The 24186-nt window shown below is 68.3% G+C and carries 26 protein-coding genes; 17 read left to right on the plus strand and 9 right to left on the minus strand.

All coding sequences use genetic code 11. The features are described 5' to 3' along the window. Positions 1 to 101: 101 nt before the first annotated feature. The 3 genes from ACWA14_RS06175 to ACWA14_RS06185 all read left to right on the plus strand — a co-directional run bounded on the left by ACWA14_RS06175 (position 102) and on the right by ACWA14_RS06185 (position 2651). Positions 102 to 1334 (plus strand): anion permease, encoded by a 1233-nt coding sequence (locus ACWA14_RS06175; protein ID WP_463796806.1) that lies wholly within the window; start codon positions 102 to 104, stop codon positions 1332 to 1334. Next, positions 1331 to 1666: a peptidase gene (locus ACWA14_RS06180; protein ID WP_463796808.1), complete on the plus strand. Its 336-nt coding sequence runs from the start codon at positions 1331 to 1333 to the stop codon at positions 1664 to 1666. Before ACWA14_RS06175 ends, ACWA14_RS06180 begins: the two co-directional genes overlap by 4 nt. 64 nt (positions 1667 to 1730) lie before the next feature. Then, entirely contained in the window at positions 1731 to 2651 is a 921-nt protein-coding gene (locus ACWA14_RS06185; RefSeq protein ID WP_463796810.1) for a phosphodiesterase, read from the plus strand. A 7-nt stretch (positions 2652 to 2658) separates the two neighbouring features. Here ACWA14_RS06185 and ACWA14_RS06190 read toward each other — a convergent pair whose 3' ends face one another. Continuing rightward, positions 2659 to 3225, minus strand: coding sequence for a TetR/AcrR family transcriptional regulator (locus ACWA14_RS06190; RefSeq protein WP_463796812.1), 567 nt, complete (start codon positions 3223 to 3225; stop codon positions 2659 to 2661). Between the two features lie 69 nt (positions 3226 to 3294). On the opposite strand from ACWA14_RS06190, the gene ACWA14_RS06195 reads away from it, so the two are divergent. Both ACWA14_RS06195 and ACWA14_RS06200 read left to right on the plus strand, forming a co-directional pair. Beyond that, complete coding sequence (locus ACWA14_RS06195; protein WP_463796815.1) at positions 3295 to 3873, plus strand: dihydrofolate reductase family protein; 579 nt, start codon at positions 3295 to 3297, stop codon at positions 3871 to 3873. Between the two features lie 97 nt (positions 3874 to 3970). After that, positions 3971 to 5431, plus strand: a complete 1461-nt coding sequence (locus ACWA14_RS06200) for an aspartate ammonia-lyase (protein ID WP_463796818.1) — start codon at positions 3971 to 3973, stop codon at positions 5429 to 5431. A gap of 83 nt (positions 5432 to 5514) precedes the next feature. Here ACWA14_RS06200 and ACWA14_RS06205 read toward each other — a convergent pair whose 3' ends face one another. Continuing rightward, on the minus strand, positions 5515 to 6384 hold the full coding sequence (locus ACWA14_RS06205) for a fumarylacetoacetate hydrolase family protein (protein WP_463796820.1): 870 nt from the start codon (positions 6382 to 6384) through the stop codon (positions 5515 to 5517). Positions 6385 to 6473: 89 nt separating this feature from the next. Between ACWA14_RS06205 and ACWA14_RS06210 the strand changes: the two genes are divergently transcribed. The 6 genes from ACWA14_RS06210 (at position 6474) to ACWA14_RS06235 (ending at position 10875) form a co-directional block, all read left to right on the plus strand. Beyond that, a complete protein-coding gene (locus ACWA14_RS06210) occupies positions 6474 to 7736 on the plus strand; it encodes a PrsW family intramembrane metalloprotease (protein ID WP_463796822.1) in 1263 nt (420 codons plus the stop codon). A 222-nt stretch (positions 7737 to 7958) separates the two neighbouring features. Beyond that, on the plus strand, positions 7959 to 8327 hold the full coding sequence (locus ACWA14_RS06215; protein ID WP_463796824.1) for an FKBP-type peptidyl-prolyl cis-trans isomerase: 369 nt from the start codon (positions 7959 to 7961) through the stop codon (positions 8325 to 8327). Between the two features lie 165 nt (positions 8328 to 8492). Beyond that, positions 8493 to 9047 carry a YceI family protein gene (locus ACWA14_RS06220; protein WP_463796826.1) on the plus strand — a complete coding sequence of 185 codons (555 nt, stop codon included), beginning with the start codon at positions 8493 to 8495 and terminating at the stop codon, positions 9045 to 9047. A gap of 190 nt (positions 9048 to 9237) precedes the next feature. After that, complete coding sequence (gene rpsO / locus ACWA14_RS06225; RefSeq protein ID WP_045280509.1) at positions 9238 to 9507, plus strand: 30S ribosomal protein S15; 270 nt, start codon at positions 9238 to 9240, stop codon at positions 9505 to 9507. A gap of 167 nt (positions 9508 to 9674) precedes the next feature. Beyond that, positions 9675 to 10547 (plus strand): hypothetical protein, encoded by an 873-nt coding sequence (locus ACWA14_RS06230; RefSeq protein ID WP_463796829.1) that lies wholly within the window; start codon positions 9675 to 9677, stop codon positions 10545 to 10547. Continuing rightward, positions 10534 to 10875 carry a transcriptional regulator gene (locus ACWA14_RS06235; protein ID WP_463796831.1) on the plus strand — a complete coding sequence of 114 codons (342 nt, stop codon included), beginning with the start codon at positions 10534 to 10536 and terminating at the stop codon, positions 10873 to 10875. Before ACWA14_RS06230 ends, ACWA14_RS06235 begins: the two co-directional genes overlap by 14 nt. 26 nt (positions 10876 to 10901) lie before the next feature. On the opposite strand, the gene ACWA14_RS06240 is transcribed toward ACWA14_RS06235, so the two are convergent. Next, the gene (locus tag ACWA14_RS06240) at positions 10902 to 11906 is read right to left on the minus strand and encodes an isopenicillin N synthase family dioxygenase (RefSeq protein WP_463796833.1); all 1005 of its coding nucleotides are present in this window, start codon (positions 11904 to 11906) and stop codon (positions 10902 to 10904) included. Positions 11907 to 12061: 155 nt separating this feature from the next. Between ACWA14_RS06240 and efeU the strand changes: the two genes are divergently transcribed. The 3 genes from efeU to efeB are packed head-to-tail and all read left to right on the plus strand — an operon-like array spanning position 12062 to position 15581. Continuing rightward, positions 12062 to 13009: an iron uptake transporter permease EfeU gene (efeU, locus tag ACWA14_RS06245; protein WP_463796835.1), complete on the plus strand. Its 948-nt coding sequence runs from the start codon at positions 12062 to 12064 to the stop codon at positions 13007 to 13009. Continuing rightward, complete coding sequence (gene efeO, locus ACWA14_RS06250) at positions 13006 to 14238, plus strand: iron uptake system protein EfeO (RefSeq protein WP_463796837.1); 1233 nt, start codon at positions 13006 to 13008, stop codon at positions 14236 to 14238. The genes efeU and efeO overlap by 4 nt, the downstream gene beginning before the upstream one ends. A gap of 50 nt (positions 14239 to 14288) precedes the next feature. After that, on the plus strand, positions 14289 to 15581 hold the full coding sequence (efeB, locus tag ACWA14_RS06255) for an iron uptake transporter deferrochelatase/peroxidase subunit (protein WP_463796839.1): 1293 nt from the start codon (positions 14289 to 14291) through the stop codon (positions 15579 to 15581). Positions 15582 to 15607: 26 nt separating this feature from the next. Here the strand turns inward: efeB and ACWA14_RS06260 are convergent, their stop codons facing one another. Together ACWA14_RS06260 and ACWA14_RS06265 are read right to left on the minus strand one after the other, a co-directional pair. Continuing rightward, entirely contained in the window at positions 15608 to 16471 is an 864-nt protein-coding gene (locus ACWA14_RS06260; protein WP_463796841.1) for a serine hydrolase domain-containing protein, read from the minus strand. Next, the gene (locus ACWA14_RS06265) at positions 16468 to 17649 is read right to left on the minus strand and encodes an acyltransferase family protein (RefSeq protein WP_463796842.1); all 1182 of its coding nucleotides are present in this window, start codon (positions 17647 to 17649) and stop codon (positions 16468 to 16470) included. The genes ACWA14_RS06260 and ACWA14_RS06265 overlap by 4 nt, the downstream gene beginning before the upstream one ends. 111 nt (positions 17650 to 17760) lie before the next feature. Between ACWA14_RS06265 and ACWA14_RS06270 the strand changes: the two genes are divergently transcribed. After that, complete coding sequence (locus ACWA14_RS06270; RefSeq protein ID WP_463796843.1) at positions 17761 to 18987, plus strand: LLM class flavin-dependent oxidoreductase; 1227 nt, start codon at positions 17761 to 17763, stop codon at positions 18985 to 18987. Position 18988: 1 nt separating this feature from the next. Further along, positions 18989 to 19633: an FMN reductase gene (locus ACWA14_RS06275; RefSeq protein WP_463796845.1), complete on the plus strand. Its 645-nt coding sequence runs from the start codon at positions 18989 to 18991 to the stop codon at positions 19631 to 19633. 38 nt (positions 19634 to 19671) lie between these two features. Here the strand turns inward: ACWA14_RS06275 and ACWA14_RS06280 are convergent, their stop codons facing one another. Continuing rightward, positions 19672 to 20349 carry a response regulator gene (locus ACWA14_RS06280; RefSeq protein WP_463796847.1) on the minus strand — a complete coding sequence of 226 codons (678 nt, stop codon included), beginning with the start codon at positions 20347 to 20349 and terminating at the stop codon, positions 19672 to 19674. Beyond that, entirely contained in the window at positions 20346 to 21653 is a 1308-nt protein-coding gene (locus ACWA14_RS06285; RefSeq protein WP_463796849.1) for a sensor histidine kinase, read from the minus strand. Before ACWA14_RS06285 ends, ACWA14_RS06280 begins: the two co-directional genes overlap by 4 nt. Positions 21654 to 21802: 149 nt before the next feature. Between ACWA14_RS06285 and ACWA14_RS06290 the strand changes: the two genes are divergently transcribed. Beyond that, the gene (locus ACWA14_RS06290) at positions 21803 to 23242 is read left to right on the plus strand and encodes a cation:dicarboxylate symporter family transporter (RefSeq protein ID WP_463796851.1); all 1440 of its coding nucleotides are present in this window, start codon (positions 21803 to 21805) and stop codon (positions 23240 to 23242) included. A 69-nt stretch (positions 23243 to 23311) separates the two neighbouring features. Here the strand turns inward: ACWA14_RS06290 and ACWA14_RS06295 are convergent, their stop codons facing one another. Both ACWA14_RS06295 and ACWA14_RS06300 read right to left on the minus strand, forming a co-directional pair. Further along, the gene (locus ACWA14_RS06295) at positions 23312 to 23488 is read right to left on the minus strand and encodes a DUF5302 domain-containing protein (protein ID WP_463796853.1); all 177 of its coding nucleotides are present in this window, start codon (positions 23486 to 23488) and stop codon (positions 23312 to 23314) included. A gap of 38 nt (positions 23489 to 23526) precedes the next feature. After that, complete coding sequence (locus tag ACWA14_RS06300; protein ID WP_463796855.1) at positions 23527 to 24111, minus strand: DedA family protein; 585 nt, start codon at positions 24109 to 24111, stop codon at positions 23527 to 23529. Positions 24112 to 24186 lie beyond the last annotated feature (75 nt).

Genomic DNA, 24186 nt, shown 5'->3' on the forward strand with positions numbered 1-24186 from the left:
CAACGGGGCCGGTTAACGGAAGTCAAACCCACGGTGAACTCTTCGTTCATCACGTCGATCCCGTCGACATCTCCCTCTTCCTCAACGACCGAAAGCGACCGGTGGAAACCGCAGCCCTCATCGTCGTGCTGGTGATCTTGCTGGCACTCTTCTTCGACTTCACGAACGGCTTTCACGACACCGCGAATGCGATGGCCACGCCCATCGCGACCGGCGCTCTGAAGCCCAAGACCGCCGTCCTCCTGGCGGCTGTGCTGAACCTGGTCGGCGCCTTCCTCTCGACGGAGGTGTCCAAGACCGTCTCGCACGGCATCATCCGCGAGGAGAGCATCCAGGATCAGGCCCAGATCTTCCTGCCGATGATCTTCGCGGGTCTGATCGGCGCGATCACCTGGAACATGCTGACCTGGCTGCTCGGCCTCCCGTCCAGCTCCTCGCACGCGCTGTTCGGCGGCCTGATCGGCGCCACCATGGTGGGAGTGGGTGTCGGCGGCATCGACTTCGGCATGGTCCTGTCCAAGATCATCCTTCCGGCCATGATCGCTCCGGTCACGGCGCTGATCATCGCGTTCATCGCGACGAAGATCGCCTACTCCATCACGCGGCGCTACGACGGCAAGCCCGACGGTCGCGACGGCTTCCGGTGGGGGCAGATCTTCACCTCCTCGCTCGTCGCCCTCGCGCACGGCACGAATGACGCGCAGAAGACGATGGGTGTCATCACGCTCGCCCTGATCACGGTCGGGTGGCAGAGCAGCTCGCAGGCGGATCCGTATCTCTGGGTCATCGTGGCGTGTGCCGTGACGATCGCCCTGGGGACCTACCTCGGCGGATGGCGCATCATCCGCACGCTCGGCAAGGGGCTGACCGATGTCAAGCCCGCGCAGGGGTTCTCCGCCGAGAGCTCGACCGCCGCCACGATCCTCGCGTCCAGCGCCTTCGGGTTCGCCCTGTCGACCACGCAGGTGGCCTCGGGGTCGGTGATCGGCTCCGGACTCGGACGTCGGGGTTCGACCGTGCGCTGGAGGACAGCCGGGCGCATCGCCATCGGCTGGCTGCTGACGCTCCCGGCTGCGGGAGCCGTGGGGGCGGTCGCCGCGCTGCTGATCAACTGGCTCGGCATCTGGGGCATCGCGATCGACACGCTGCTCGCCCTCGTGGTCATCATCGGCCTCTTCCTGCGTTCGCGCCGCAACGCCGTGACGCACGCGAACGCGATGAGCGACGTGGCAGAGTCCGGTCTCGCGGTGGACCTGCCCGACTCCCCGCCCCCGACGCGTCGTCAGCAGCGGGCGGCGCTGGCGAAGGCCGAGCAGAAGGAGGAGGCGAAGTGAGCGTCTCGATCGACTGGACCGCGTTCCTCCTCGTGTTCGTCGCGGCGCTCCTCGGGGCGGCGGCGATCGTCACCTTCTACGCGGTCGGTCTGCGGCTGCTCGTCCGCAGCGGTCGGGCGCCCGTGGTGAGTCCCGCCGAGTTCACCGACGCCATCACGGTGATCTCGGAGAAGGAGCTCAAGCGCGCGGCGAAGCAGGCGGCGAAGCAGGCGCGGAAGAGTCCGCTGACCGAGGGGCAGAAGCGCACGTCGCTCTTCGGCGCCTACGCGTGCTTCGCCCTGTGCGCGGCTGCCGTGGTCGGCGGCATCCTGATCATCGTCGTCGGTCATTGATCGGCGGGCGCTGAGGCGCGAGGCGCTGATGCGCGTCTCCGCGGTGGCGTCCTAGGCTGGGCCCATGACTGCGACCTCCGGGAACGAGTACGTGTTCGGCCGCCATCGGCCGGCCTCGCATGTGCTGATCCACGTCAGCGATCCGCACTTCCTCGCGGGCGGTGCGCGACTGGGAGGACGTTTCGACGTCGAGCAGAACTTCGCCCGCACACTCGATGCGATCCGGCGGGTGCACCCGCGCCCGGCGGCGATCGTCGTGACGGGGGACCTCGCCGATCTCGGTGAGCCCGAGGCCTATCGCCGTCTCCGTGCGGCGATCGATCCGGTGGCGGCTGCCCTCGACACCGTCGTGATCTGGGTCGCCGGCAATCACGACGAGCGTCCGGCGCTCCGAGAGAGCCTGCTGGGCCTGGCGCCGACCGAGGAACCGGTGACGGGCGTCTGGGATCTCGACGGCCTGCGGGTGATCGCGCTCGACACCAGCGTGCCCGGCTGGCATCACGGAGACCTCGACGACGCGCAGCTCGCGTGGTTGGCCGGCGTGCTCGAGGAGCCGGCGCCGCACGGCACGCTGATCGCGATGCACCATCCTCCGCTGCCGAGTCACCTGCCGCTGTTCGACATCCTCGAACTGCGCCATCAGGACGAACTCGCCGCGATCATCCGAGGCAGCGATGTGCGCGGAATCCTCGCCGGCCACCTGCACTACTCCGCGCACGGAGACTTCGCCGGGGTTCCCGTGAGCGCGGCGTCGGCGACCTGCTACACCATGAACGTGTCGCTCCCCGCTGCGGACGTCAACGGCATGGACGCCGCCCAGGCCTTCCAGCTCGTGCACGTGCACCCCGAGACCATCACCCATACGGTCGTCCCGGTCACGGCGGCGCCGACCGGGGACGTGTTCTCGGAGGCCTGGCTGGAGCGGATGGCGAGATTGACGCCGGACGAGCGCCTGGAGGCGTTCTCGCGCAAGCCCGGGCGCTGAGCAGGCCTCAGCGCAGGATGCCGGTCACCAGGTCGTCGATCACCTCGTCCGTCGAGGTGTCGGGATCGATCGAGGTCGTCAGGCGATCGAGCAGGAGTCCGTCGATCGCGTAGTGGAACAGTGCGATCTCGCGTCGGCCACCCGGGAGTCCTGCCGCGGTGTTGAACGCGACGTCGTCCTCGAACCCGGAGCGCTGCCAGGCGCCGAGGATCGCGGCCAGGTCAGGGCGGCGGCTGCTCTCGAGGCGGAGCTCGAACAGCGCCAGCGTCACCTGACGGTCGTCCGTGAGCCGGCGGACGATGTCGCGCAGGTAGTCGGCGAAGAGAGCGGCGCCGGGCACCCCGTTCGCCCGCGCGGCGAGTTGCTCCGCCGTCGGGGCCAGCCGCTCACCGATCCGGTCCACGAGGCCGGCGATGAGGGCCTCTCGGGAGCGGAAGTAGTTCGACGTGGTGCCGGGGGGCACCTCGGCGGCCTCGTCGACGGCGCGATGGGTGAGGCCGCGCGACCCGTCCTCCGCCAGGACCCGGAGTCCGGCATCGGCGATCACTCGTCGTCTGGTGTCGTTTCTGGCCATGTGACGAGGCTACCGTCACCACTACGCATGTTGTATATTGACCACTACGAATGTTGTGATTGGAGCATTATGCGAGAACTCGTCTACTACGTCGCCGTCAGCCTCGACGGCTTCATCGCGGGCCCGGAGGGGCAGTTCGACGGTTTCCCGGTCGACGGCGACCACATGCAGGCGATCGCCGAGACCTACCCCGACACGATCCCGACCGATCTCGCCGACTCGGTCGGCATCGAGCGCACGACTCCGATGTTCGACACGGTCCTGATGGGCTGGAACACCTACGCCGTCGGCCTGCCGCTGGGCGTGCGCAGCCCTTACCGGCATCTGCGGCAGATCGTCTTCTCGCGTACGCGCCGTGCCGAGGTGGATGACGTCGAGACGAGGGATGACGATCCCGTCGCCGTCGTGCGGGCGCTGAAGCGTGAGCAGGGGAGATCCCTCTGGCTGTGCGGGGGAGGAGCCATGGCCGCGACCTTGTCGGGAGAGATCGACCGTCTGGTGCTCAAGCGCAACCCGGTGCTGTTCGGCTCGGGCGTCCCGCTCTTCGCGCCCGGCCCGTACGCACCGGAGCGATTCGACGAGGTGGCGACGACCGCGTTCCGCTCGGGTGTCGTGATCAGCGAGTACACGCGCGCGGCGCCGCACTGAACTCCGAGTGGCGGCACCGGGGTGGACAGCGGCATCCGCGTAGACTGGACGGCATCCCCCACCCTTTTCCACCCGCCACGACCCACGAGGATGTGACATGGCTTCTGCCGCGCCTGCCCTGACCCGCACCGAGACCGATTCGCTCGGGAGCATGGAGATTCCCGTCGACGCGTACTGGGGGATCCACACCGCCCGCGCCGACGCGAACTTCCCGATCACCAAGCGACCGATCTCCGTCTACCCCGATCTCGTCCGCGCGCTCGCGATGGTCAAGCAGGCCAGCGCCCGCGCGAACCGGCAGATCGGTGTGCTCGACCCGGAACGGGCCGATCTGATCGACCGGGCGGCGCAGCGCGTCATCGACGGCGAGTTCCACGACCAGTTCACGGTCGGCGTGATCCAGGGCGGGGCCGGGACGTCCACGAACATGAACGCGAACGAGGTCATCACCAACGTCGCGCTCGAGATGGCCGGACGCGAGAAGGGCGACTACGCCTTCCTCTCGCCGATCGACCACACGAACCGCAGCCAGTCCACGAACGACGTCTACCCGACGGCGGTCAAGATCGGTCTGTCGCTCACGCTGCGCTCACTGCTGGAGGAGCTCGATCTCCTCCGCCGCTCCTTCCTCGGCAAGGCGGTCGAGTTCCACGACATCCTCAAGGTCGGACGCACGCAGCTCCAGGACGCGGTCCCGATGACGCTCGGCCAGGAGTTCAACGGCTTCGCGACCACCCTGGGTGAGGACCACAGTCGACTGACCGAGAACGCGTCGCTGATGTTCGAGATCAACATGGGGGCGACGGCGATCGGCACGGGCATCACCACGCACGTCGATTACGCGCCTGCCGTGCTGCACCATCTCCGGGAGATCACCGGTCTCGACCTGGAGACCGCGACGGACCTCGTCGAATCCACGAGCGACACGGGGTCGTTCATGTCGTTCTCCTCGACGCTCAAGCGCAATGCGATCAAGCTGTCGAAGATCTGCAACGACCTGCGCCTGCTGTCGTCCGGCCCGCAGGCGGGCTTCGGCGAGATCAACCTCCCGGCCATGCAGGCGGGCTCGAGCATCATGCCCGGCAAGGTCAACCCGGTGATCCCCGAGGTCGTCAACCAGGTGGCGTTCGCCGTGGTCGGCGCCGACATGACGGTGACGATGGCCGTGGAAGGCGGTCAGCTGCAGCTCAACGCCTTCGAGCCTGTGATCGCGCACTCGATCTTCCAGTCGATCACGTGGATGCGTCAGGCGATGTGGACCCTGCGCGTCAACTGCGTCGACGGGATCACGGCCAACCGCGACCGACTCGGCGCCATGGTCGGTGCCTCCGTCGGCGTCATCACCGCGCTGACTCCCTTCATCGGCTACGCCGCGGCCGCCGCGCTCGCGAAGACCGCCCTGCTGACCAACCGCAACGTCGCCGACCTCGTGGTGGAGGCCGGCCTCATGTCTCGCGACGAGGTCATCAAGCAGCTCTCCCCGGCCCGGCTGTCCGGTCTCGAGGCCGTGACGGCGGCGATCCCGATCATCGCTCCGGAGGACATCCTCGACGTCTGATCCGACAGCGGAAAGGCCCCGGTGCGAATCGCCCGGGGCCTTTCTCCGTTCCTGGTCGCGGCGGTGACGCCGTCGCTGCGAGATCAGTCGAGGATGCGGCAGTGCGTGGTGAGCGCGCCGATCCCGTCGATCCCGACCGTGACCGTCGAGCGGTCGCGGAGGAAGATCTGCGGGTCGCGCGAGTAGCCGGCCCCGCCGGGGCTCCCTGTCGAGATCAGGGTGCCGGGGAGCAGGGTCAGCGACTGCGACAGGTGGGCGATGAGGGTCGCGACGGAGCGCACCATCTGATCCGTGGAGGCGTCCTGCACCGTGTGGCCGTCCACGATCGTCCAGATGTGCAGATCCTGCGGGTCGGCGACCTCGTCGGCCGTGACGGCGAAGGGTCCGGTCGGTGTGAAGCCGTCGAACGACTTGCAGCGCGACCACTGAGCCTCCGCGAACTGCACGTTGCGGGCCGTGATGTCGTTGACCACGGTGTATCCCCACACGTGGTCCAGGGCATCCGCTTCTGAGACGTCCTTGGCCGGAGTGCCGATCAGGACGCCGAGCTCGGCTTCGTAGTCGACGGCTTCGCTGAGCGTCCGCGGCCAGGACGTGGTGTGCTCGTGCCCGGTGAGCGAGTTCGGCCACAGCGTGAACACCGTCGGGGCGGTGTCGGTCTTCAGCCCGAGCTCGCTGGAGTGCGCGGCGTAGTTGAGCCCGACGGCGAGGACCGCGGGGGGTGCGAGGACCGCGGAATCGAAGGTCCAGTCGTCGAGCGGATGCCGCGGCGCCGTGCCGGATGACAGTGCGGCGCGCAGGGCGTCGAGGGTCTCGTCTCCTCCCTCGATCAGCTGCTGCAGGGTCGCAGGAGGGTCGGTGAGGAGATCGGAGACGAGGATGGCGTCGGCGTCTTCCACCACGGCGAGAGCCGGGCGAGAGGAATCAGCACGGCGCAGATGAGCGAACCGCATGCTTCTACGCTACCGGGTGCAGCGCGGGCGGCGCTTGGACGAGTCCGCCACAACGTCGGCCGATCCCTTGTCGGCCCTAGGCTGTCGCTATGACTTTCGGAGGACCGTCCCCATCGCAGCAGCCGTCGCCGTACACGCCGCCGCAGTATTCGCAGTCCCCGTACACGCCGCCGCAGTTCTCGCAGCACCCGACCTATGCGTCGGCATTGGCTCAGCCCACCGCGTACTCGCCGCCCGCCCCGGTCGCGCCCTCCCCGGCTGAGGCGCTGCCGTCGCTCCCGGTGCCGACGAAGAAGGGGCATTCGGTCTCGTTCTGGCTGTTCGGCGCTCTCGGTTTCGTGCTGCTCGCGCTGATCGGCTACTTCGTCTGGGCGCTCGGGCCGGTGGCTTCGGTGATCGGTCTGGTGCTCGCGCTCATCCCGCTCACGGTCGTGCTGCTCGGCGTGCGGATGATCGACCGATGGGATCCGGAGCCCAAGCGGCTCCTGGTGTTCGCAGTCGCGTGGGGAGCGATCGCCGCCGTGGGGCTGACGCTGCTGTTCGACCTCGGCATCACGCTGCTCTTCGGCATCCGCGATGACGCGCTGACCGCCGTCGTGCAGGCCCCCATCGTGGAGGAGTTCTGGAAGGGCCTCGGCGTCTTCCTCATCTTCGTGGTCGCCCGCCGCGCGTTCGACGGTCCGGTCGACGGCGTCGTCTACGGCGCGCTGGTGGGTGCCGGTTTCGCGTTCACCGAGAACATCCAGTACTTCGCCATCAGCCTGATCGAGGGGGGAGGGGAGCAGCTCACGGTGACCTTCGTGGTGCGCGCCCTGCTCTCGCCGTTCGCGCACGCCATGTTCACGGCACTCACCGGCTTCACGATCGGCCTCGCCGCTCGTCGGCACGCCTCCGCCGGCACCGCGATGGGTGCGGGGCTGCTCGGCATGCTCGGCGCGATCCTGCTGCACGCGCTGTGGAACGGATCGGCGACGTTCGCCGACTTCTTCGTGCTCTACATCACGCTGCAGGTGCCGCTGTTCATCGGCTTCATCATCGCGATCATCGCGCTGAAGCGTGAGGAAGCCCGGCTCACCCGCGCCCGCCTCAGCGAGTACGCCGCCGCCGGGTGGTTCACGCCCGAAGAGGTGACGATGCTCGCCACGCCGGCCGGGCGCAAGGTGGGACTCGGCTGGGCGGCGCAGCTGCGCGGCGATCGCCGGCCCCTCATGCGGGAGTTCATCAAGGACGCCACGGCGTTGGCCGCGGTGCGCCAGCGGGCGCTCACCGGTCGGGACCCCCTGGCCGCCGAGGATGAACGCGCTCTGCTCATCCGCACCCGTGCCGTCCGAGCCGCGCTGCTCGCCTACTGACGCGCCCCGGAGCGGGCGCAGGCCTCAGCGGTCGAACGCGGGTGGGGACAGACTCAGCGCCCGATGCTGCGGCGATGCCTGCATGTCAATCGGGCGCTGAGTTGATCTGTACACAGCGTCCTCCCGTGACCGTCATGTGTCAAGAGGGTCTTGTGCCGGATGTTCGCTGTCAGCGGGTCCGGTCGCGTTGACCCGTCCCGTGCGCTCCGGTTGGATGGAGACATGACTGATCGCACAAAGCCTGAATTCGACGCTCCCACCGGTCCTGCTCCCGCGGAGCTCGTCATCCGAGACATCATCACGGGCGACGGCGACGAGGCGAAGCCCGGCGACACCGTCACCGTGCACTACGCCGGTGTCGAGTTCGACTCCGGCGAGGAGTTCGACTCCTCCTGGGGCCGGGGAGAGACCATCCAGTTCCCGCTCCGCGGCCTGATCCAGGGCTGGCAGGACGGCATCCCCGGCATGAAGGTCGGCGGACGTCGCGAGCTCACCATCCCGCCGCACCTGGCGTACGGCCCCGCCGGTTCCGGTCACTTCCTGTCCGGCAAGGCGCTGATCTTCATCATCGATCTGGTCGCCGTCGGCTGACATCACCCATCGAACGCGCCTCTCTCCGTCCTGGAGAGAGGCGCGTTCCGTCTTCTCCGCCGACGCGCATGGAGGAGAATCACATCCGCGGGAATGTATTCTCGTGAATGCGAGTTCTGTACTCGTATGCCGCAAGCGCGGCCCCCGTCACGTGAAGGAGATCCCATGACCACCATCGACATCCCCGGTTACCGTTCCGGCACCTGGGTGCTGGACCCGTCGCACAGCGAGGTCACCTTCAGCGTCCGCCACATGATGATCTCGAAGGTGCGCGGCACCTTCGGAGTGAAGAGCGCGACGCTGATCGCCCCGGAGAACCCCCTGGAGGCCAAGGTCGAGGCGAGCGTCGACGTGACCTCGATCGACACCAAGGACGAGGGTCGCGACACCCACCTCCGCTCGGGCGACTTCTTCGACACCGAGAACTTCCCCACCATGGAGTTCGTCTCCACCGGTGCCCGCGCTGAGGACGGCGAGCTGTTCGTCGACGGCGACCTGACCATCCGCGGCATCACCAAGCCCGTCAGCTTCGAGCTCGACTTCGGCGGCTTCGGCAGCGACCCGTGGGGCAACTACAAGGCCGGCGCGTCGGCGAAGACCGTGATCAACCGCGAAGACTTCGGCCTGACCTGGAACTCCGCGCTCGAGACCGGCGGCGTGCTCGTGGGCAAGGACGTCACGATCACGCTCGACCTGCAGGGCGCCCTGCAGCAGGACTGATCGCCGCGCGCAAGCGGACTGATCTCGGAACCCCGAGCCCGTGAGGGCTCGGGGTTCTCTGCGTCACGGTCGTGGAGGGCGGCCGAGGGCTGGTAGACTCTTCAGGTTGCCGTTTGATCGGCCGCGGATAAAGAGAGCCCTCGCATCAGGCGTCGGGCGCCGCGCAACGAACTGAAAGGGGATCCCATCTATGCCACTCGAGTCTGACGCCAAGAAGGCGATCATGGAAGAGTACGCGACGCACCCCGGTGACACCGGATCCCCCGAGGTGCAGGTCGCAATGCTGACGCAGCGCATCAAGGACCTCACCGAACACCTCAAGGAGCACAAGCACGACCACCACTCGCGTCGTGGCCTGTTCCTCATGGTGGGTCAGCGCCGTCGTCTGCTCGGCTACCTCCAGGACATCGACATCGCGCGCTACCGCTCGCTGATCGAACGTCTGGGTCTTCGCCGATAAAGCGACCCTGCGTGCTATCGCGCAAAACATTCTTGGAAGGCCGTCCCTGGTGTGGGGCGGCCTTCGTTTTTCCCCGCACCGTGGTTCGACGGGATGGGTTGACCTTCCTCTGACTTTCCCGTAGGAAAGAAGGAGACTTTCCTGTCGGAAAGTGGAGGAGGTCGATCATGGAGCACAAGCCGGTCCCGGGACAGGAACCACTCGCCCCGCCGAGCCCCGAACTCGCGCAGCAGTATCTGGATCACGCACAGGCCGTGGCCGGTCGTCGTGGATATGCGGTCGATCGACGAGCGCTCGCGTGGCTGCAGATCGCCAACGCCCTGGTCACGGGCGTGTACCTGACGGCGCTCGCAGGGACGCTCCAGCGGGGGATTCCCGGAGAGACCCAGATCGTGCTCTTCACGTTCCTGGTATGGACGCAACTCGCCAGCGGTATGGCGCAGCGCAGCGGGATGCAGTGGCGCATGACGCGGTCCCGATGGCCGTCGCTGGTCGGTGTCGTGCTGCTGGGGCTGGGAGCACTGATCCTCTTCGGTTTCGCCGCTTTCGATCCTGACCTCCCGCCGGTCGTCACGCTGCTGCCCGGCGTCGTCGTCCTGGTGGGCTTCGGAGGGCACGGCCTCGTCCAACTCGCCCGCGCGTCACGGGGCCCGCGGGCTCCTCGAACCGCGCGCACGCCCCTGTCGCCCTGGGCCCGCCGGGGGACGGTCCTCGTCGGGGTGGCGATGGGCGCTCTCACCTTCCTCGCTTCCGCCCAGGACGGTGTCATCACCTCGGTGCTCGTGCTCCTCGTCGCTCTGCTGTTGTTCGCCTGGGTTCTCGCGGCCAGGACGGAGCTGGGGCTCCCCGGCATCGGGGCGGCGTGGCGGTGGCCGCACGTGACGGCCTTCGCCCTGTCGGCGTCGGCGCTCCTGGCCCTCGTTCTCGCTGATCGCGGCGCGGACGGGTCCTCCCTCGTCGCGGGAGCGGTGGGCGGAGCGGGGATCGTCCTGCTGTTCGTCGCCGTCTCGTTCGTGCGCGGACGTGATGTCCGTGAATGACTCGGAGGGGACGCCTCGCCCGCACCCCCGTACACGGCTCGACGATCACTTCGCCTCACCCATCCGGTTCTCGCTGATGGCGTCGCTCAGTGAGGGCATCGAACTCGACTTCGCGACCCTGCGCGAGATCCTGCAGTGCGGGGACTCGCCCCTGAGCAAGGCGATCGCGCACCTGCACGCCGCGGACTACGTCGTATCCCGCAAGGATCGGCTCGGAGGCCGAACGCGCACGTGGGTGCGATCGACGCATGTCGGTCGCGAGGCGTTCGCCGGACACCTGCACGCGCTCAGAGAGATCGTGGCCCTGAGCGGCACCGAGACGTTCTGAGAGGGTGCAGCAGAGGAGCGGTCGGATCAGGCAGGCTTTCTCACCAGATCGGGGTGGTGGATCGCGGCGACGTCGGGGTGCGCGCGCAGGCGTGACTTGAGCGCGTTCTCGCCGTACGAGGCGTGGATCGGGTTGTCGGGGTCTTCCGTGACGCCGTTCGCGTGCGCGGCGAGCTCCGGCGGAAGCTCGATCAAGGGCAGCCGTGCATCGAGCCCCGGGTTGAAGAAGAACGGGATCGAGATGCGCTCGTCGGGGGCTTTCGGCGACACCACGCGGTGATTGGTCGCCTTCAAGTAGCCCCCCGTCGCGTACTCGAGCAGTTCGCCGATGTTGACGACGAAGGCGCCGGGAACGGGCGGGGCATCCACCCACTCGCCGTCGCGCTCGACCTGCAGCCCGCCCTTGCCGGGTTCGACCCAGAGCAGCGTGAGCACGCCCGAGTCCTTGTGCGCTCCGACGCCCTGCTGCGGCTCGGGTTCGTGCGAGCCGGGGTAACGGACGATCTTGATCAGCGTCGAGGGGTCTCCGAAGTGCTCGTCGAAGTACGTCTCCTCGGCCCCCAGTGTCTTCGCCCAGGCGCGGAGCAGCTTGCGCGAGACGCCGGTCAGAGTGTCGTGCCACTCGGTGACGATCTCTCGCAGTTCCGGCTGCGCCGCAGGCCAGAGGTTCGGTCCGGTCAGGCGGTTGAAGGCAGGCCCGCCCTCGATGGCTTCTCGCTCGGGTCCGATGTCGATCTGCTCTCGCCAATCGACCTTCCCCTGCGTGCGCTCTCCGCCGACCCGGGTATACCCCCGGAAGTGGGGGCTCTTGACGTTCTCGATCGCGAGCTTGTCCTCGTCGGGCAGTGCGAAGAAGTCGAGCGCCGCCCGGTGCAGCCGCGATTCGAGTTCGGGGGAGATGCCGGTGCCCGTCAGGTAGAAGAAGCCGACGTCGTGAGTCGCGGCGCGCAGGTCGTCGCGGAACTGTGCGGCGGCGTCCGGGCCGTCATCGAGCCGGGAGAGGTCGAGGATGGGAAGCGAGAGTTCTGCCATGCACCGAGAGTAGATCGGTTGCGTCTGCGATGGCTGAGTGTTGCGTCGCGTTACCCGCGGGACCGCCGTCGGGTTTTCGCCGGTATGCCCGGGCAGTGCTACAGTCTGTCGGTGGTAAGGAATGCCTTACCTTCATAGTCGTCAGAAAGTCTTCCGTGCTCGCCACCTTCCTGATCGGCCTTCGCGAAGGCCTCGAGGCCGCACTCGTCGTCGGCATCCTCGTCGCGTACCTCCGACGGATCGGTCGCAGCGACGTGCTGCCGCGGATGTGGGGCGGCGTCGGTCTCGCGATCGCGCTCGCGCTCGGGATCGGCGCCGTCCTCACCTTCGGCGCGTACTCCTTGACCTTCGAGGCGCAGGAATTGATCGGCGGCGGTCTGTCGCTGGTGGCCGTGGCCATGGTCACCTGGATGATCTTCTGGATGCAGCGCGCCGGTCGGACCATGAAGGCCACGCTCGAGGGCGGCATCGATCGCGCGCTCACCGCGGGCGGTCTCTGGGCGCTGGTGGCGATCGGATTCGTCTCCGTGGCCCGCGAGGGGATCGAGACCACACTGCTGCTCTGGTCGATGGTGCAGTCCTTCGGCGACGCGCCCTCCGCGCTCCTGGGTGCCCTGCTGGGGCTCGCCGTGGCGGCGACGGTCGGGTGGCTGATCGCCCGAGGAGCGGTGAAGCTCGACCTGCGTCGCTTCTTCGCCTGGACCGGCGGATTCCTCGTGATCGTCGCCGCCGGTGTCCTGGCCTACGCGGTCATGGATCTGCAGGAGGCCGGGGCGCTCCCGGGCCCCTTCACGGCCGCCGCTCCCGTCGATCCGCTCACGGGCGGCGTCGCGATCGGCGGGGCCGGCTTCCCCTTCGGTTGGGCGTTCGACGTCTCGGCGTCCGTCGCTCCGGGCGGGCCGGTCGCCGCGATCCTGCAGGCGACCGTCGGCTTCATGCCTGCGATGACCTGGCTGCAGGTCATCGCCTGGACCCTCTACATCACCCTCGTCGGATCGTTCTACGTCCGCGGACTCCGCTCCCGCAGGCCCGCCTCGCCGCGGAGCCCCGCCGCGCCCACAGACGACACGACGCACTCTCTCTCACGACAAGGAGCAGCATGACCACCTCCCCGCGCATCCTCGGCGCCCTCGCCGCCACCGGAGCGACCGCCCTCATCCTGAGCGGATGCGTCGCGAAGAGCGACGTCGCCGCCGCAGACGCCTTCGCCGTGTCGTCGACCGACAGCTCCTGCACCGTTTCGGAGTCGACTGCCGAGAGTGGCACGCTCACCTTCGCGGTCACGAACGACACCGATCAGGTGACGGAGTTCTACCTGCTCGCCGAGGACGGACTTCGTATCGTGGGCGAGGTGGAGAACATCGCCCCCGCGGCGTCGCGCACGCTCACCGTCGTCGCGCAGCCGGGGGAGTACTACACGCTCTGCAAGCCGGGCATGATCGGCGAGGGCGTCGGCAAGACGGCCTTCACCGTGACGGGAGACCGCATCTCGGTCGAGGGCCCCGACGCCGAGCAGAAGCAGCAGGCCGTCGATCTCTACGCCGCTTTCGTGAAAGACCAGGTCGGCCAGCTGGTGCCCGCCGTCGAGGACTTCGTCACCGCCTACGAGTCGGGCGATGACGACACCGCCCGTACGCTCTTCCCGCAGACACGTGCGTTCTACGAGCGCATCGAACCGGTGGCGGAGGCGTTGGGAGACCTGGATCCGCGGATCGACTACCGCGAGGTCGACGCCGTGGCCGAGGGCCTGGACTGGACCGGCTTCCACCGCGTCGAGAAGGATCTGTGGGTGCCCGCGCAGGATGCCCTGAACGCCGACGGCGAGACGCCTGCGTGGCAGGACTGGGCTCCGTCCACGCCCGAGGAGCGCGCCGACTTCGGAGACCTGCTGCTCGCCGACGTGCAGGAGCTGTACGACTACGTGCACTCCGACGACTTCACCACAGCGCTGGAGGACCAGGGGATCGCCGGCATCTCGAACGGGGCGATCGCGTTGCTCGACGAGGTCGCGACCGGCAAGATCTCCGGCGAGGAGGACTGGTGGTCCGGAACGGATCTCTACGACTTCGCCGCGAACGTCGAAGGATCCAAGATGGCCTTCTCCCTCGTGCAGGACTTCGCTTCCGCGCAGGGCGACGACGGAGCAGCACTGGTGTCGGAGATCGAGGCGGGCTACGCCGCGCTCGAGGAGTCGCTCGCCGTGCACGGTTCCCTGAGCGACGGCTTCGTCGGATACTCCGCGCTGACCGACGCCGACAAGCGCGAGTTCACCGACCTCATCAACGCGCTGGCCGAGCCGCTGTCGCGGCTGACGTCCACGGTGCTGGACTGACCCGCGGACCGGGTGCGGCGCGCGACATGGACGAACGAGGAGTGGATGGCGTGGCCGAGGATGGGACGACGGCCGCCGATCAGGAGACGACGCCCGCGACGGCCGGTCTGAGCAGGCGCGGCCTGCTCGGGCTGGCGATCGGCGGCGGCGTGGCGGGGCTCGCGGTCGGCGCGGGCGCCGGTCTCGCGAGCGGAGTCGCGTTGGGACGTGCGCGGGCCGCGGACGACGCCCGCTCTCCGTATGCGTATTTCGGTGCGCATCAGGCCGGGATCACCACGGCGGTGCAGGACCATCTCCACTTCGCCTCCTTCGACATGATGCCCCGGACCGACCGCGACGACCTGATCTCGTTGCTGCAGGACTGGTCGTACGCGGCATCCCGCATGAGCCAAGGACTCGAGGTGAGTGCGACCGGTGCGGTCGGCGGTCCCGCGGAGGCGCCGCCGGACGACACCGGCGAAGCGCTCGGTCTCTCGTCCTCCGGTCTCACGATCACGTTCGGGTTCGGTCCCGGCCTCTTCGAGAACGAGGACGGCGACCGCTACGGCATCGCCGAGCTCCGCCCCGCGGGGCTCGAGCGTCTTCCCGCGTTCCTGGGCGATGACCTCGATCCGGAGAACTCCCACGGCGATCTGTGCATCCAGGCCTGCGCGGACGACCCTCAGGTCGCCGTGCACGCCATCCGCAATCTGAGCCGGATCGCGTTCGGACGCGCTCGACTGCGGTGGTCCCAGCTCGGCTTCGGCAAGACCTCCCGCACCACGGCGGCGCAGGCGACGCCGCGCAACCTGTTCGGGTACAAGGACGGCACCGCGAACATCCTCGCGGATGACCAGCAGGCTCTCGACGAGCACGTGTGGGTCGCGGACACCGACGAGCCGAGCTGGCTCGCCGGCGGCTCCTACCTGGTCGCTCGGAAGATCGCGATGCTGATCGAGACCTGGGACCGCGTGCGGCTGTCGGAGCAGGACGCCATCATCGGTCGTGACAAGGGGGAAGGGGCTCCGCTGTCCGGAGGCACCGAGTTCACGGCACCGAACTTCCGAGGCTCGGCGATCGACGCCGACAGTCACGTCCGGCTCGCGCATCCCGAGCAGAACGGGGGAGTGCGGATCCTGCGCCGCGGCTACAACTACGTCGACGGCAACAACGACCTCGGACGTCTCGACGCGGGGCTCTTCTTCCTCTCGTACCAGCGAGACCCTGCGCAGTTCATCACCCTGCAGCGGCGGCTGTCGACCGACCGGATGAACGAGTACCTCCGCCACGTCGGCTCGGGGATCTGGGCGATCCCCGCCGGGGCGACGCCCGGGTCGTACATCGGCGCCGAGCTCTTCGACTGACACCGGAGCTCACGCGCGCGGCATCCTCACTCCCGGAGAGTCGAGACGACGAAGGCCGCCATCGCGTCCGCCCCGAAATGGTCGTCCGCGGTGATCGTGACCACGGCGTCGTCGGAGAAGATCACGAGTTGGCCGTGCGCACCGTGCAGTCGCCACGCATCGCCCGGTCCGTCCCAGCCCGCGAGCGCGTAGCGGCCGTACCCGGGGCCCGAGCCCGTGATCACGCCGTCCGAGTGCATCTGATCGATCCACTCGGGCGAGACCAGTTGCCGCCCCTCCCAGGCACCACGGTCGCGGATGAGCCGGCCGATGCGCGCCAGCTCCTCCGTGCGCAGCGGCAGGCCCTCCCCTGCGAGGATGTGTCCGTTCGGGCAGCGCCTCCAGACCGTGTCCCGGATATCGAGCGGCTGCAACAGCCGGGCGTCGAGATACGCGTGCACATCGCCGATCCGCGCGGCGAGCACCCGCATGGCGGTGTAGGTGCTCGCATTGGAGTACTGGAAGACGCGCCCCCGGGAGGGGCGCCCCAGGAACTCGACCGCGAGATCCGGCCAGTCGGTCATCATCGATTCCGACCACGGCAGGTCGATCCCGCTCGACATGGTCAGCAGGTGGCGCAGCGTGACGTGTTCGACGCCGGCTCCCAGGCGCAGGTCCGGGAGGAAGGTCGCGATCGGCGCGTCGAAGGACACGAGTCCGTCGTCGGCAGCGAGGGCGGCGGCCAGCACGCTCACTCCCTTCGCCACCGAATGGATCTCCTCACGGGTGTCGGGCGTCCAACGGTGCTCGGCCGTGTCCGCACCGATGCGGACGTGCAGGCCGTGCGCGGCGAATCCGGTGGCATCCGTGCGCTCGACGATCCGATCGCGCACATCCTGGGCCCGGCTCACCCCCGGGTGCCTTCGGCCGCGTCCGTTCCCGAGGTCGTGCGGGGCTCCTCCCGGGGACGACGGGACCCGGTCGGATCATTGCGCCGGCCCTCGCGCGAGGCGAGAGCGGGGTCGGAGAAGAGCCACGTCGGCCGCGGCTCCACCAGCGGGCGGAACACGCGGCGTACGGGCGCGGTGGCCAGCAGAAGCGCCACGACGACCGAGAGGACCGTGACCAGCGGCAGCCACAGCCACGTCGGCTCGAGATCGCGCAGCACGCCGGTCTCGCGGAACGGGTAGAGCACGAAGGAGTGCAGCAGGAACACGTACATCGTGTACTGCCCGAAGGTCGTCCACCAGTAGGTTCCCCGCGGGACGAGGGCGAAGAACGAGGCGCTCAGCAGCAGTGCGAGGAGCATCAGCGCGAGCCGCACGCCCCCGGCCCACCATTGCTCACCGCCCAGATCCGCGTACGAGTCCTCGTAGAACAGCCAGTGCCGCAGATCCACCTCCTGCCAGACGGGAAGCCAGTTCCATGCGGCCCAGCCCGTGCCGCCGAGGATCGCCAGCGCGACGACTCGGATCCACCAGGGGCGGACGTCGAGCAGCCGGAAGCGCGCGACGATGTCGTGTTCGCGCAACCACCAGCCGAAGGCGAAGAAGGGGAGCAGCCCGAGGGTGCGCGACAGCGAGAAGGTGCTGTCGACGTTGGGCAGATATCCCGCGCCGATCGAGATCACGATCGTCCACAGCAGGGGCCAGCGCAGGAGTGCCAGATAGGGGAGGACGAGGCGGAAGATGCCGAGGGCGAGCAGGAACCACAGTGTCCAGGACGGCTGGGTGATGTTGGGATTCGCCTGTCCCTCCACGAGCCACTTCGTGAGGGTCCACAGGAGCTCGAAGATCAGGTACGGGATCAGGATGTCGGTGATGATCCGGGCCATCTGCGTCTTGGTGGGCGATCCGGACTTGGAGAAGTACCCGGAGATGATCGCGAACGCGGGCATGTGGAACGCGTACAGAGCCAGGTAGAACGCGAAAGCGATGTCGGAATCGTAGATCAGGCGCTGGATGGCGTGCCCGAGGACGACGAGCACGATGCACGCGTAGCGCGCGTTGTCCCAGAACGGAACGCGTCGTCGGGGCTTGGGCGTGGCCCCGGTCGGGGGGTCTGCGATATCCGCGCCGGCGCTGCTCATACTGTGAGGGTATCGCGGGGAATAAAGTTGTCGCGTTCGCGTTGACTCATATACATTCAAGTGAATAGAAACGGATGCGGAGTCGTCCGTTTCGGAGAAAACGGAGTAATCATGGACGAGCAGTCAGGCGCCCCGGCGATGCAGTTCGGCATCATGTCGGTCAGCGACATCACCCGCGACCCGACCACAGGTGTGACGCCGAGCGAGCAGGAGCGGATCTCCGCGACGATGGCGATCGCCCGTCACGCCGAAGAGGTCGGTCTCGATGTCTTCGCGATCGGCGAGCACCACAACCCGCCCTTCTGGTCGTCGAGTCCGACGACCTTCCTCGCCGCCCTCGCGGCGCAGACGGAGCGACTGATCGTCTCCACCTCGACCACGCTCATCACGACCAACGACCCCGTGCGCATCGCCGAGGAGTACGCGATGCTGCAGCACGTGTCCGGCGGCCGCATGGACCTCATGCTCGGCCGGGGCAACACCGGCCCCGTCTACCCCTGGTTCGGTCAGGACATCCGCCAGGGACTGCCGCTCGCGATCGAGAACTACGCGCTGCTGCACAAGCTGTGGCGCGAGGACGTCGTGGACTGGGAAGGCAAGTTCCGCACACCGTTGCAGGGCTTCACCTCGACCCCCCGCCCGCTCGACGGCATCGCCCCGTTCGTGTGGCACGGCTCCATCCGCACGCCCGAGATCGCCGAACAGGCGGCCTATTACGGCGACGGCTTCTTCGCGAACAACATCTTCTGGCCGAAGGAGCACTACCAGCGCCTGATCGAGCTGTACCGCCAGCGGTACGCGCACTACGGGCACGGCACCCCGGAGCAGGCGATCGTCGGCCTCGGCGGGCAGGTCTTCATGGCGGCGAAGTCGCAGGATGCGGTGAATCAGTTCCGTCCGTACTTCGACAACGCGCCGGTCTACGGTCACGGTCCGAGCATGGAGGACTTCACCGAGATGACGCCGTTGACAGTGGGTTCCCCTCAGCAGGTGATCGATCGCTACGCGGGCATGCGCGAGCACTACGGTGACTACCAGCGTCAGCTCTTCCTGATCGATCACGCGGGACTCCCGCTGAAGACGGTGCTGGATCAGCTCGACATCCTCGGCTCCGAAGTCGTGCCGGTGCTCCGCAAGGAGCTGGCGAAGGACCGCCCGGCCGGCGTGCCGGATGCTCCGACGCACGCGGCCCGCGTGAAGGCGGAGTTCGGCGACGGCCCCACCCGCCAGGCGCGCCCCGGCGCCAACCGCGGTGACAACCTGACGGGCGACTCGCCCTACCAGGACACCCCTGCCCCGGCAGGTGCGGCATTCGGGCTGAGCCGGAAGGGGGCTTGAGATGACCACGCGCCGCATCGCGGTCGTCTCCGCCGGACTGTCGAACCCGTCCTCCACGCGCATGCTCGCCGATCGCCTGGCGGCGGAGACGAGCAAGGCGCTGCGTGCACGCGACATCGACGTGAGCGTCGACGTGATCGAGCTGCGCGACTACGCGCACGACATCACGAACAACCTGCTCACCGGCTTCGCTCCGCCCGCCCTGGAGACCGCCATCAACACCGTGGTCTCGGCGGACGCGCTGATCGCGGTGACGCCGATCTTCTCCACGAGCTACTCCGGGTTGTTCAAGTCGTTCATCGATGTGCTCGACCCTGATGCGCTCACCGGGAAGCCGGTGCTGATCGGTGCGAACGCCGGCACCGCGCGGCATTCCCTCGCGATCGACTACGCCATCCGCCCTCTGTTCGCCTACCTGCACGCCGACGCGGTCTCGACCGGCGTCTTCGCGGCCTCGAGCGACTGGGGTGACGCGGGGGATGACGTCGCACCCCTCGCGAAGCGCGTCGAGAAGGGTGCGCGTGAACTCGCCGATGCGATCGCGCGTCGCGAGAGCGTCGCGGTCGTCGATCCCTACGACCCTGCGACCTACCTCGGTGAAGGCCGCTCGTTCGGGCACATGCTGGGCGGTCTCGCGGGCGAGTGAGTCATGACGGCGGAAGCGCTGATCCGGGTATGCCGCGGTCAGCGCTTCCAGCCGTACTCCGTCTCCGGGCGGCCGCGGGCCCCGTACCGGGCGGTCCGGACCAGCACCCCCTCGGCGGCGAGATGTTCGAGGTAGCGACGAACCGCGACCCGTGACATGCCCAGTCGGGCGGCGGCCTCGCTCGCCGACAGCGGTCCCGCCGCTCGCACCTCCGTCGTCACCCGCTCGAGTGACGATGCGGACAACCCCTTCGGAAGCGTGATCGCCCCGGTCGCGCGCCCCAGCAGCGCGTCGATCTCGGCCTGCGTCGCCTCGCCCTCGGTGGATCTCGCCTGATCGCGGTGTGCCCGGTACTGCTCCAACCGCTCCTGGAACACGGCGAAGGGGAACGGCTTGACGAGATAGTGGAACACGCCGAGTGCGGCCATCTGACGGACGGTCTCCGCATCGCGCACCCCGGTGATCGCGATCACGTCGACGGCGGCGGAGCGCGACCGCAGTGCGCGCAGCACGTCGAGCCCCGATCCGTCGGGCATGGTCATGTCGAGCAGGACCAGGTCGAAGGCGCCGGGCCCCGGGCTGTCCAGAACGGCGCTCACGGCGGCTCGGGCTCCCGTGCATTCGCCGGCGACGAGAAAACCGTCCAGGCGCCCCACGTAGTCGCGGTGGAGTTCGAGGGTGAGGGCGTCGTCGTCGACCAGCAGCGTGCGGATCATGATCTCCTCCGGTGAGCGGATGCGGCGGGGAGGACCACACGGAACGTCGTCGGACGCAGCGACAGGTCCACCGATCCGCCGGCGCCGGTGACGACCGAGTGCACGAGCGCGAGACCGACGCCGCGCCCGTCGACGCCCGACGGCTTGGTGGAGAAGCCCGGGTCGAAGATGTGCGCGCGCACGTCGTCAGCGATGCCGGGTCCGCTGTCGGCGACCTCGAGCACGACCCCGCCGTGATCGGCCGGGCTCAGGGCGACGGAGACCCAGCGGTCCGGTCCGTCCGCCGCGGCATCCATGGCATTGTCGATCAGATTCCCGAGCACGGAGACGCTGTCCACGGTCGACAGCGGCGAGCGCGGTGTCTCCGGCTCGATGCGCACCCGCCAGTCGATTCCCCGCTCCTTCGCCTGGGAGGCCTTGCCGAGCAGAAGGGCGCCGACCACGGGATCGCCGTGTCGCCGTGCCGTCACCTGGTCGACGAGCGATTGGCTCTGTCGGGAGGTCTCGGTGAGGATCTCGATCGCCTCGGCGGTGCGGTCGAGCTCCAGGAGCGCGACGGCGGTGTGCATGCGGTTGCCGTGCTCGTGCGTCTGCGCGCGCAGCGCTTCCCCCAGCGTCCGGATGGACTCGTAGGAGGAGACGGCGTCACGCACCTGGCCCGGGGGCATGTCGCCGGCGATGCGTCGGGTGACGCGCCGCGCCAAGCCCGCTCCGAGTGCGCCCACGGCCACGAGGCCCAGGGTGATGCCGAGCGACAGCGGCAGTCGGCGGACGAGGGTCTCGGAGATCGATTCGGTCGTGACTCCGGCCGCGGCCCAGCCGACGAGCTCGCCGGCGTCATCGGTCACCGGGACGATCGTGCGCACCGAGGGTCCGAGCGTCCCGGTGAAGATCTCGGTGAGCGCGCGGGGCTCGTCGGGAATCGTGCCGATGTACGGCTCGCCGATCTGATCGAGGTCAGGGTGGGTGACGCGGATGCCGTCCACCGTCATGATCGTGACGAAGTCGAGGCAGGCGGCGGCGATCACATCGAGCGCATACGGCTCCAGCACCTCCGCGGCGGCTTCCGCGTCAGCGTCGACGGCACCAGCGGCGACGACGGCGTCGAGAGTGTCCTGGACGACCGGTGTCGCCGCGATCGTGACGGCGGTCGCCGCGGTGACGCGCTCCGCTTCGGCGTGGGTCGCGCGCTGTGCCTCGATCACCAGGAACACGGCGACCAGGGCTCCGATCAGCACTGCGGCGAGCAGCAGGACGAGGAAGACCCGGGACGCGGCGCTGCGGGTCGCTGCGGCGAGAGCCATGGCGGCTCCGATCTTCTTCGGTCGTGGTCGTGGTCGTGACCAATACGACCACAAATGGTGCGGGCATGTGAAGTCGACCACCGTGGGGTCATCAGTCAGCGCAGACGCTGACGGCATGAGACGAAGACGTTCATGATCAAGGAGGAAACATGGCCATCACGACGGGGTTCTCCCTTCCCGGGTTCCACTGGCGGCGGGGCAAGCAGTCCTGGGACCGTCACACCTGGCTCTACATCTCGGTGCTGCTCGCTGTCGTGCTGGGGGCGATGGTCGGGCTCATCTGGCCCGAGGTCGGGCAGGGCTTCGAGGCGCTCGGCAAAGGGTTCGTCGCTCTGATCAAGATGATGATCGCGCCGATCATCTTCTGCACGATCGTGGTGGGAGTCGGGTCGATCGCGAAGGCGGCGACGGTCGGGAAGATCGGCGGCCTCGCGCTGCTGTACTTCATGATCATGTCGACCTTCGCGCTCGCGATCGGTCTGGTCGTCGGCAACATCATCCACCCCGGTGCCGGTCTCGACATGGCGTCGTCGACGTACGACACCACGGACACGGAGGCCAAGACCACGCAGGAGTTCATCCTCGGGATCATTCCCACCACCTTCTTCTCCGCCTTCACGGGGGAGAGCGTGCTGCAGGTGCTGTTCATCGCCCTGCTGGTCGGTTTCGCGCTGCAGGGACTCGGCGAGCGCGGTGCGCCCATCATGGAGGCGGTCAAGCAGCTGCAGAAGCTCGTGTTCCGCATCCTCGGCATGATCCTGTGGCTCGCGCCGATCGGCGCCTTCGGTGCGATCGCCGCCGTGGTCGGCAAGACCGGCGTCGCGGCGATCTGGAGCCTGGGCACCCTGATGATCGCGTTCTACATCACGTGCTTCCTGTTCATCGTCGTCATCCTGGGGGTCCTGCTGTGGGCCGTGACCCGAGTGAACATCTTCAGCCTCATCAAGTACCTGTCCCGGGAGTATCTGCTGATCGTCGGCACGTCGTCGTCCGAGTCGGCTCTCCCTCGACTGATCGCGAAGATGGAGCACGTGGGCGTCTCCAAGCCGGTGGTCGGCATCACGGTCCCGACCGGCTACTCGTTCAACCTCGACGGCACCGCGATCTACCTCACGATGGCGTCGTTGTTCATCGCGACCGGGATGGGGCAGCCGATGTCGATCGGCGAGCAGATCGGGCTGCTGGTGTTCATGATCGTGGCGAGCAAGGGTGCGGCCGGCGTCACCGGTGCGGGACTCGCCACTCTCGCCGGAGGCCTCCAGGCCTACCGTCCCGACCTGGTGGACGGCGTGGGCGTCATCGTCGGCATCGATCGCTTCATGTCGGAAGGACGCGCACTGACGAACTTCACCGGCAACGCCGTCGCGACGTTGCTCATCGGCACCTGGACCAAGCAGATCGACCGGGATCGTGTGCGACAGGTCCTCAGCGGAGAGCTGCCGTTCGATGAGGCGCTGCTCGACGGCGTCGACGCGCACGGGATGTCGGACGAGAAGCAGGCATCCGACGTTCAGGAACTGAAGGACTCGGCACTGACCGAGATGGAAGCCAAGGAAGCACGGGCACGCGCCCGCGCCGCGCAGGGATGATCGCACCCCGAGAGGGGGGCGGATGAGGGATGCGGGAGCCGAAGCGATTCGGCTCCCGCATCCGTGTGGTCAACCGCTCTTGCGTCGGAACTCGCGCCGCGTCTGCGGGGCTGCGGCACCATGCACGGCGGAATCGCCGTCGAGGTGGGCTTCGCCCTGCCGGTGGTGCGCGTTCTTCTTCTCGAGCGCTTCCTTGAACTTGCGCTTCATCTCCTCGGGGGAGACGGCGCCTTCTTCGGTGCTCATGTTCGCCAGCCTAGGGCACTGTTCCGTGCGTGGGGCCCTCACCGGCGCACGCGGCGGGAGATCAGATCGATCAGGACGCCGATGCCCACGGCGACGGCGATCGACAGGGGGAGGGCGACCATCGGCCCACCCGGCACGATCGCTGCGATGGCGGCGCCCACCGCGGCCTGGTAGGCGGCCCACCCGGTGGCGGCGAGCGACACCAGGGGCAGGTAGCGGACCGGAGGAATGCGTGACGCTCCGGCGACGAGGTTGATCGCGAGTCGCGCGAAGGGCACGAACCGTGCGGTGAAGAGCACGGTCGCGGTACCGGTGTCGAGTCGTCGCTGCGCCCATGCCAGAGCCCGGCGGACGCGGGGTGCTCGCATCCACCCCCAGCGCTCCGTGCCGACGAAACGTCCGATCAGGTAGCAGCACACATCGCCCGCGCTCGCCGCCAGCGCGGCGCAGACGATCACGGCCCACAACGCGGGAGACCCGGTGCTCACGGACAGAGCCCCCAGCGCGGTGACGGCGATCTCGCCCGGGATGACGACGATGAAGGCGTCGCCGAGCACCAGCAGTCCCATCAGCGCGAGACTCCAGGGGCCCAGTGCGGTGGGGGCGAGGAGATCTGCGAGCACACGCCCACACTGCCGCGAGTCGGTGAACGGGAACCAACGAGCGCATAGCCGGTGACCTGCGATCCAGCATCCGAT

This window comes from Microbacterium sp. TW_SC_2 (genome assembly GCF_055361165.1).

What these genes read in the sequence shown, in the direction of transcription:
- ACWA14_RS06185 (WP_463796810.1), top strand. Translation starts at nt 1,731, where the DNA reads ATGACTGCGACCTCCGGGAACGAGTACGTGTTCGGCCGCCATCGGCCG.
- ACWA14_RS06190 (WP_463796812.1), bottom strand. Translation starts at nt 3,225, where the DNA reads ATGGCCAGAAACGACACCAGACGACGAGTGATCGCCGATGCCGGACTC.
- ACWA14_RS06195 (WP_463796815.1), top strand. Translation starts at nt 3,295, where the DNA reads ATGCGAGAACTCGTCTACTACGTCGCCGTCAGCCTCGACGGCTTCATC.
- ACWA14_RS06200 (WP_463796818.1), top strand. Translation starts at nt 3,971, where the DNA reads ATGGCTTCTGCCGCGCCTGCCCTGACCCGCACCGAGACCGATTCGCTC.
- ACWA14_RS06205 (WP_463796820.1), bottom strand. Translation starts at nt 6,384, where the DNA reads ATGCGGTTCGCTCATCTGCGCCGTGCTGATTCCTCTCGCCCGGCTCTC.
- ACWA14_RS06210 (WP_463796822.1), top strand. Translation starts at nt 6,474, where the DNA reads ATGACTTTCGGAGGACCGTCCCCATCGCAGCAGCCGTCGCCGTACACG.
- ACWA14_RS06215 (WP_463796824.1), top strand. Translation starts at nt 7,959, where the DNA reads ATGACTGATCGCACAAAGCCTGAATTCGACGCTCCCACCGGTCCTGCT.
- ACWA14_RS06220 (WP_463796826.1), top strand. Translation starts at nt 8,493, where the DNA reads ATGACCACCATCGACATCCCCGGTTACCGTTCCGGCACCTGGGTGCTG.
- rpsO (WP_045280509.1), top strand. Translation starts at nt 9,238, where the DNA reads ATGCCACTCGAGTCTGACGCCAAGAAGGCGATCATGGAAGAGTACGCG.
- ACWA14_RS06230 (WP_463796829.1), top strand. Translation starts at nt 9,675, where the DNA reads ATGGAGCACAAGCCGGTCCCGGGACAGGAACCACTCGCCCCGCCGAGC.
- ACWA14_RS06235 (WP_463796831.1), top strand. Translation starts at nt 10,534, where the DNA reads ATGTCCGTGAATGACTCGGAGGGGACGCCTCGCCCGCACCCCCGTACA.
- ACWA14_RS06240 (WP_463796833.1), bottom strand. Translation starts at nt 11,906, where the DNA reads ATGGCAGAACTCTCGCTTCCCATCCTCGACCTCTCCCGGCTCGATGAC.
- efeO (WP_463796837.1), top strand. Translation starts at nt 13,006, where the DNA reads ATGACCACCTCCCCGCGCATCCTCGGCGCCCTCGCCGCCACCGGAGCG.
- ACWA14_RS06265 (WP_463796842.1), bottom strand. Translation starts at nt 17,649, where the DNA reads ATGAGCAGCGCCGGCGCGGATATCGCAGACCCCCCGACCGGGGCCACG.
- ACWA14_RS06270 (WP_463796843.1), top strand. Translation starts at nt 17,761, where the DNA reads ATGGACGAGCAGTCAGGCGCCCCGGCGATGCAGTTCGGCATCATGTCG.
- ACWA14_RS06275 (WP_463796845.1), top strand. Translation starts at nt 18,989, where the DNA reads ATGACCACGCGCCGCATCGCGGTCGTCTCCGCCGGACTGTCGAACCCG.
- ACWA14_RS06280 (WP_463796847.1), bottom strand. Translation starts at nt 20,349, where the DNA reads ATGATCCGCACGCTGCTGGTCGACGACGACGCCCTCACCCTCGAACTC.
- ACWA14_RS06285 (WP_463796849.1), bottom strand. Translation starts at nt 21,653, where the DNA reads ATGGCTCTCGCCGCAGCGACCCGCAGCGCCGCGTCCCGGGTCTTCCTC.
- ACWA14_RS06290 (WP_463796851.1), top strand. Translation starts at nt 21,803, where the DNA reads ATGGCCATCACGACGGGGTTCTCCCTTCCCGGGTTCCACTGGCGGCGG.
- ACWA14_RS06295 (WP_463796853.1), bottom strand. Translation starts at nt 23,488, where the DNA reads ATGAGCACCGAAGAAGGCGCCGTCTCCCCCGAGGAGATGAAGCGCAAG.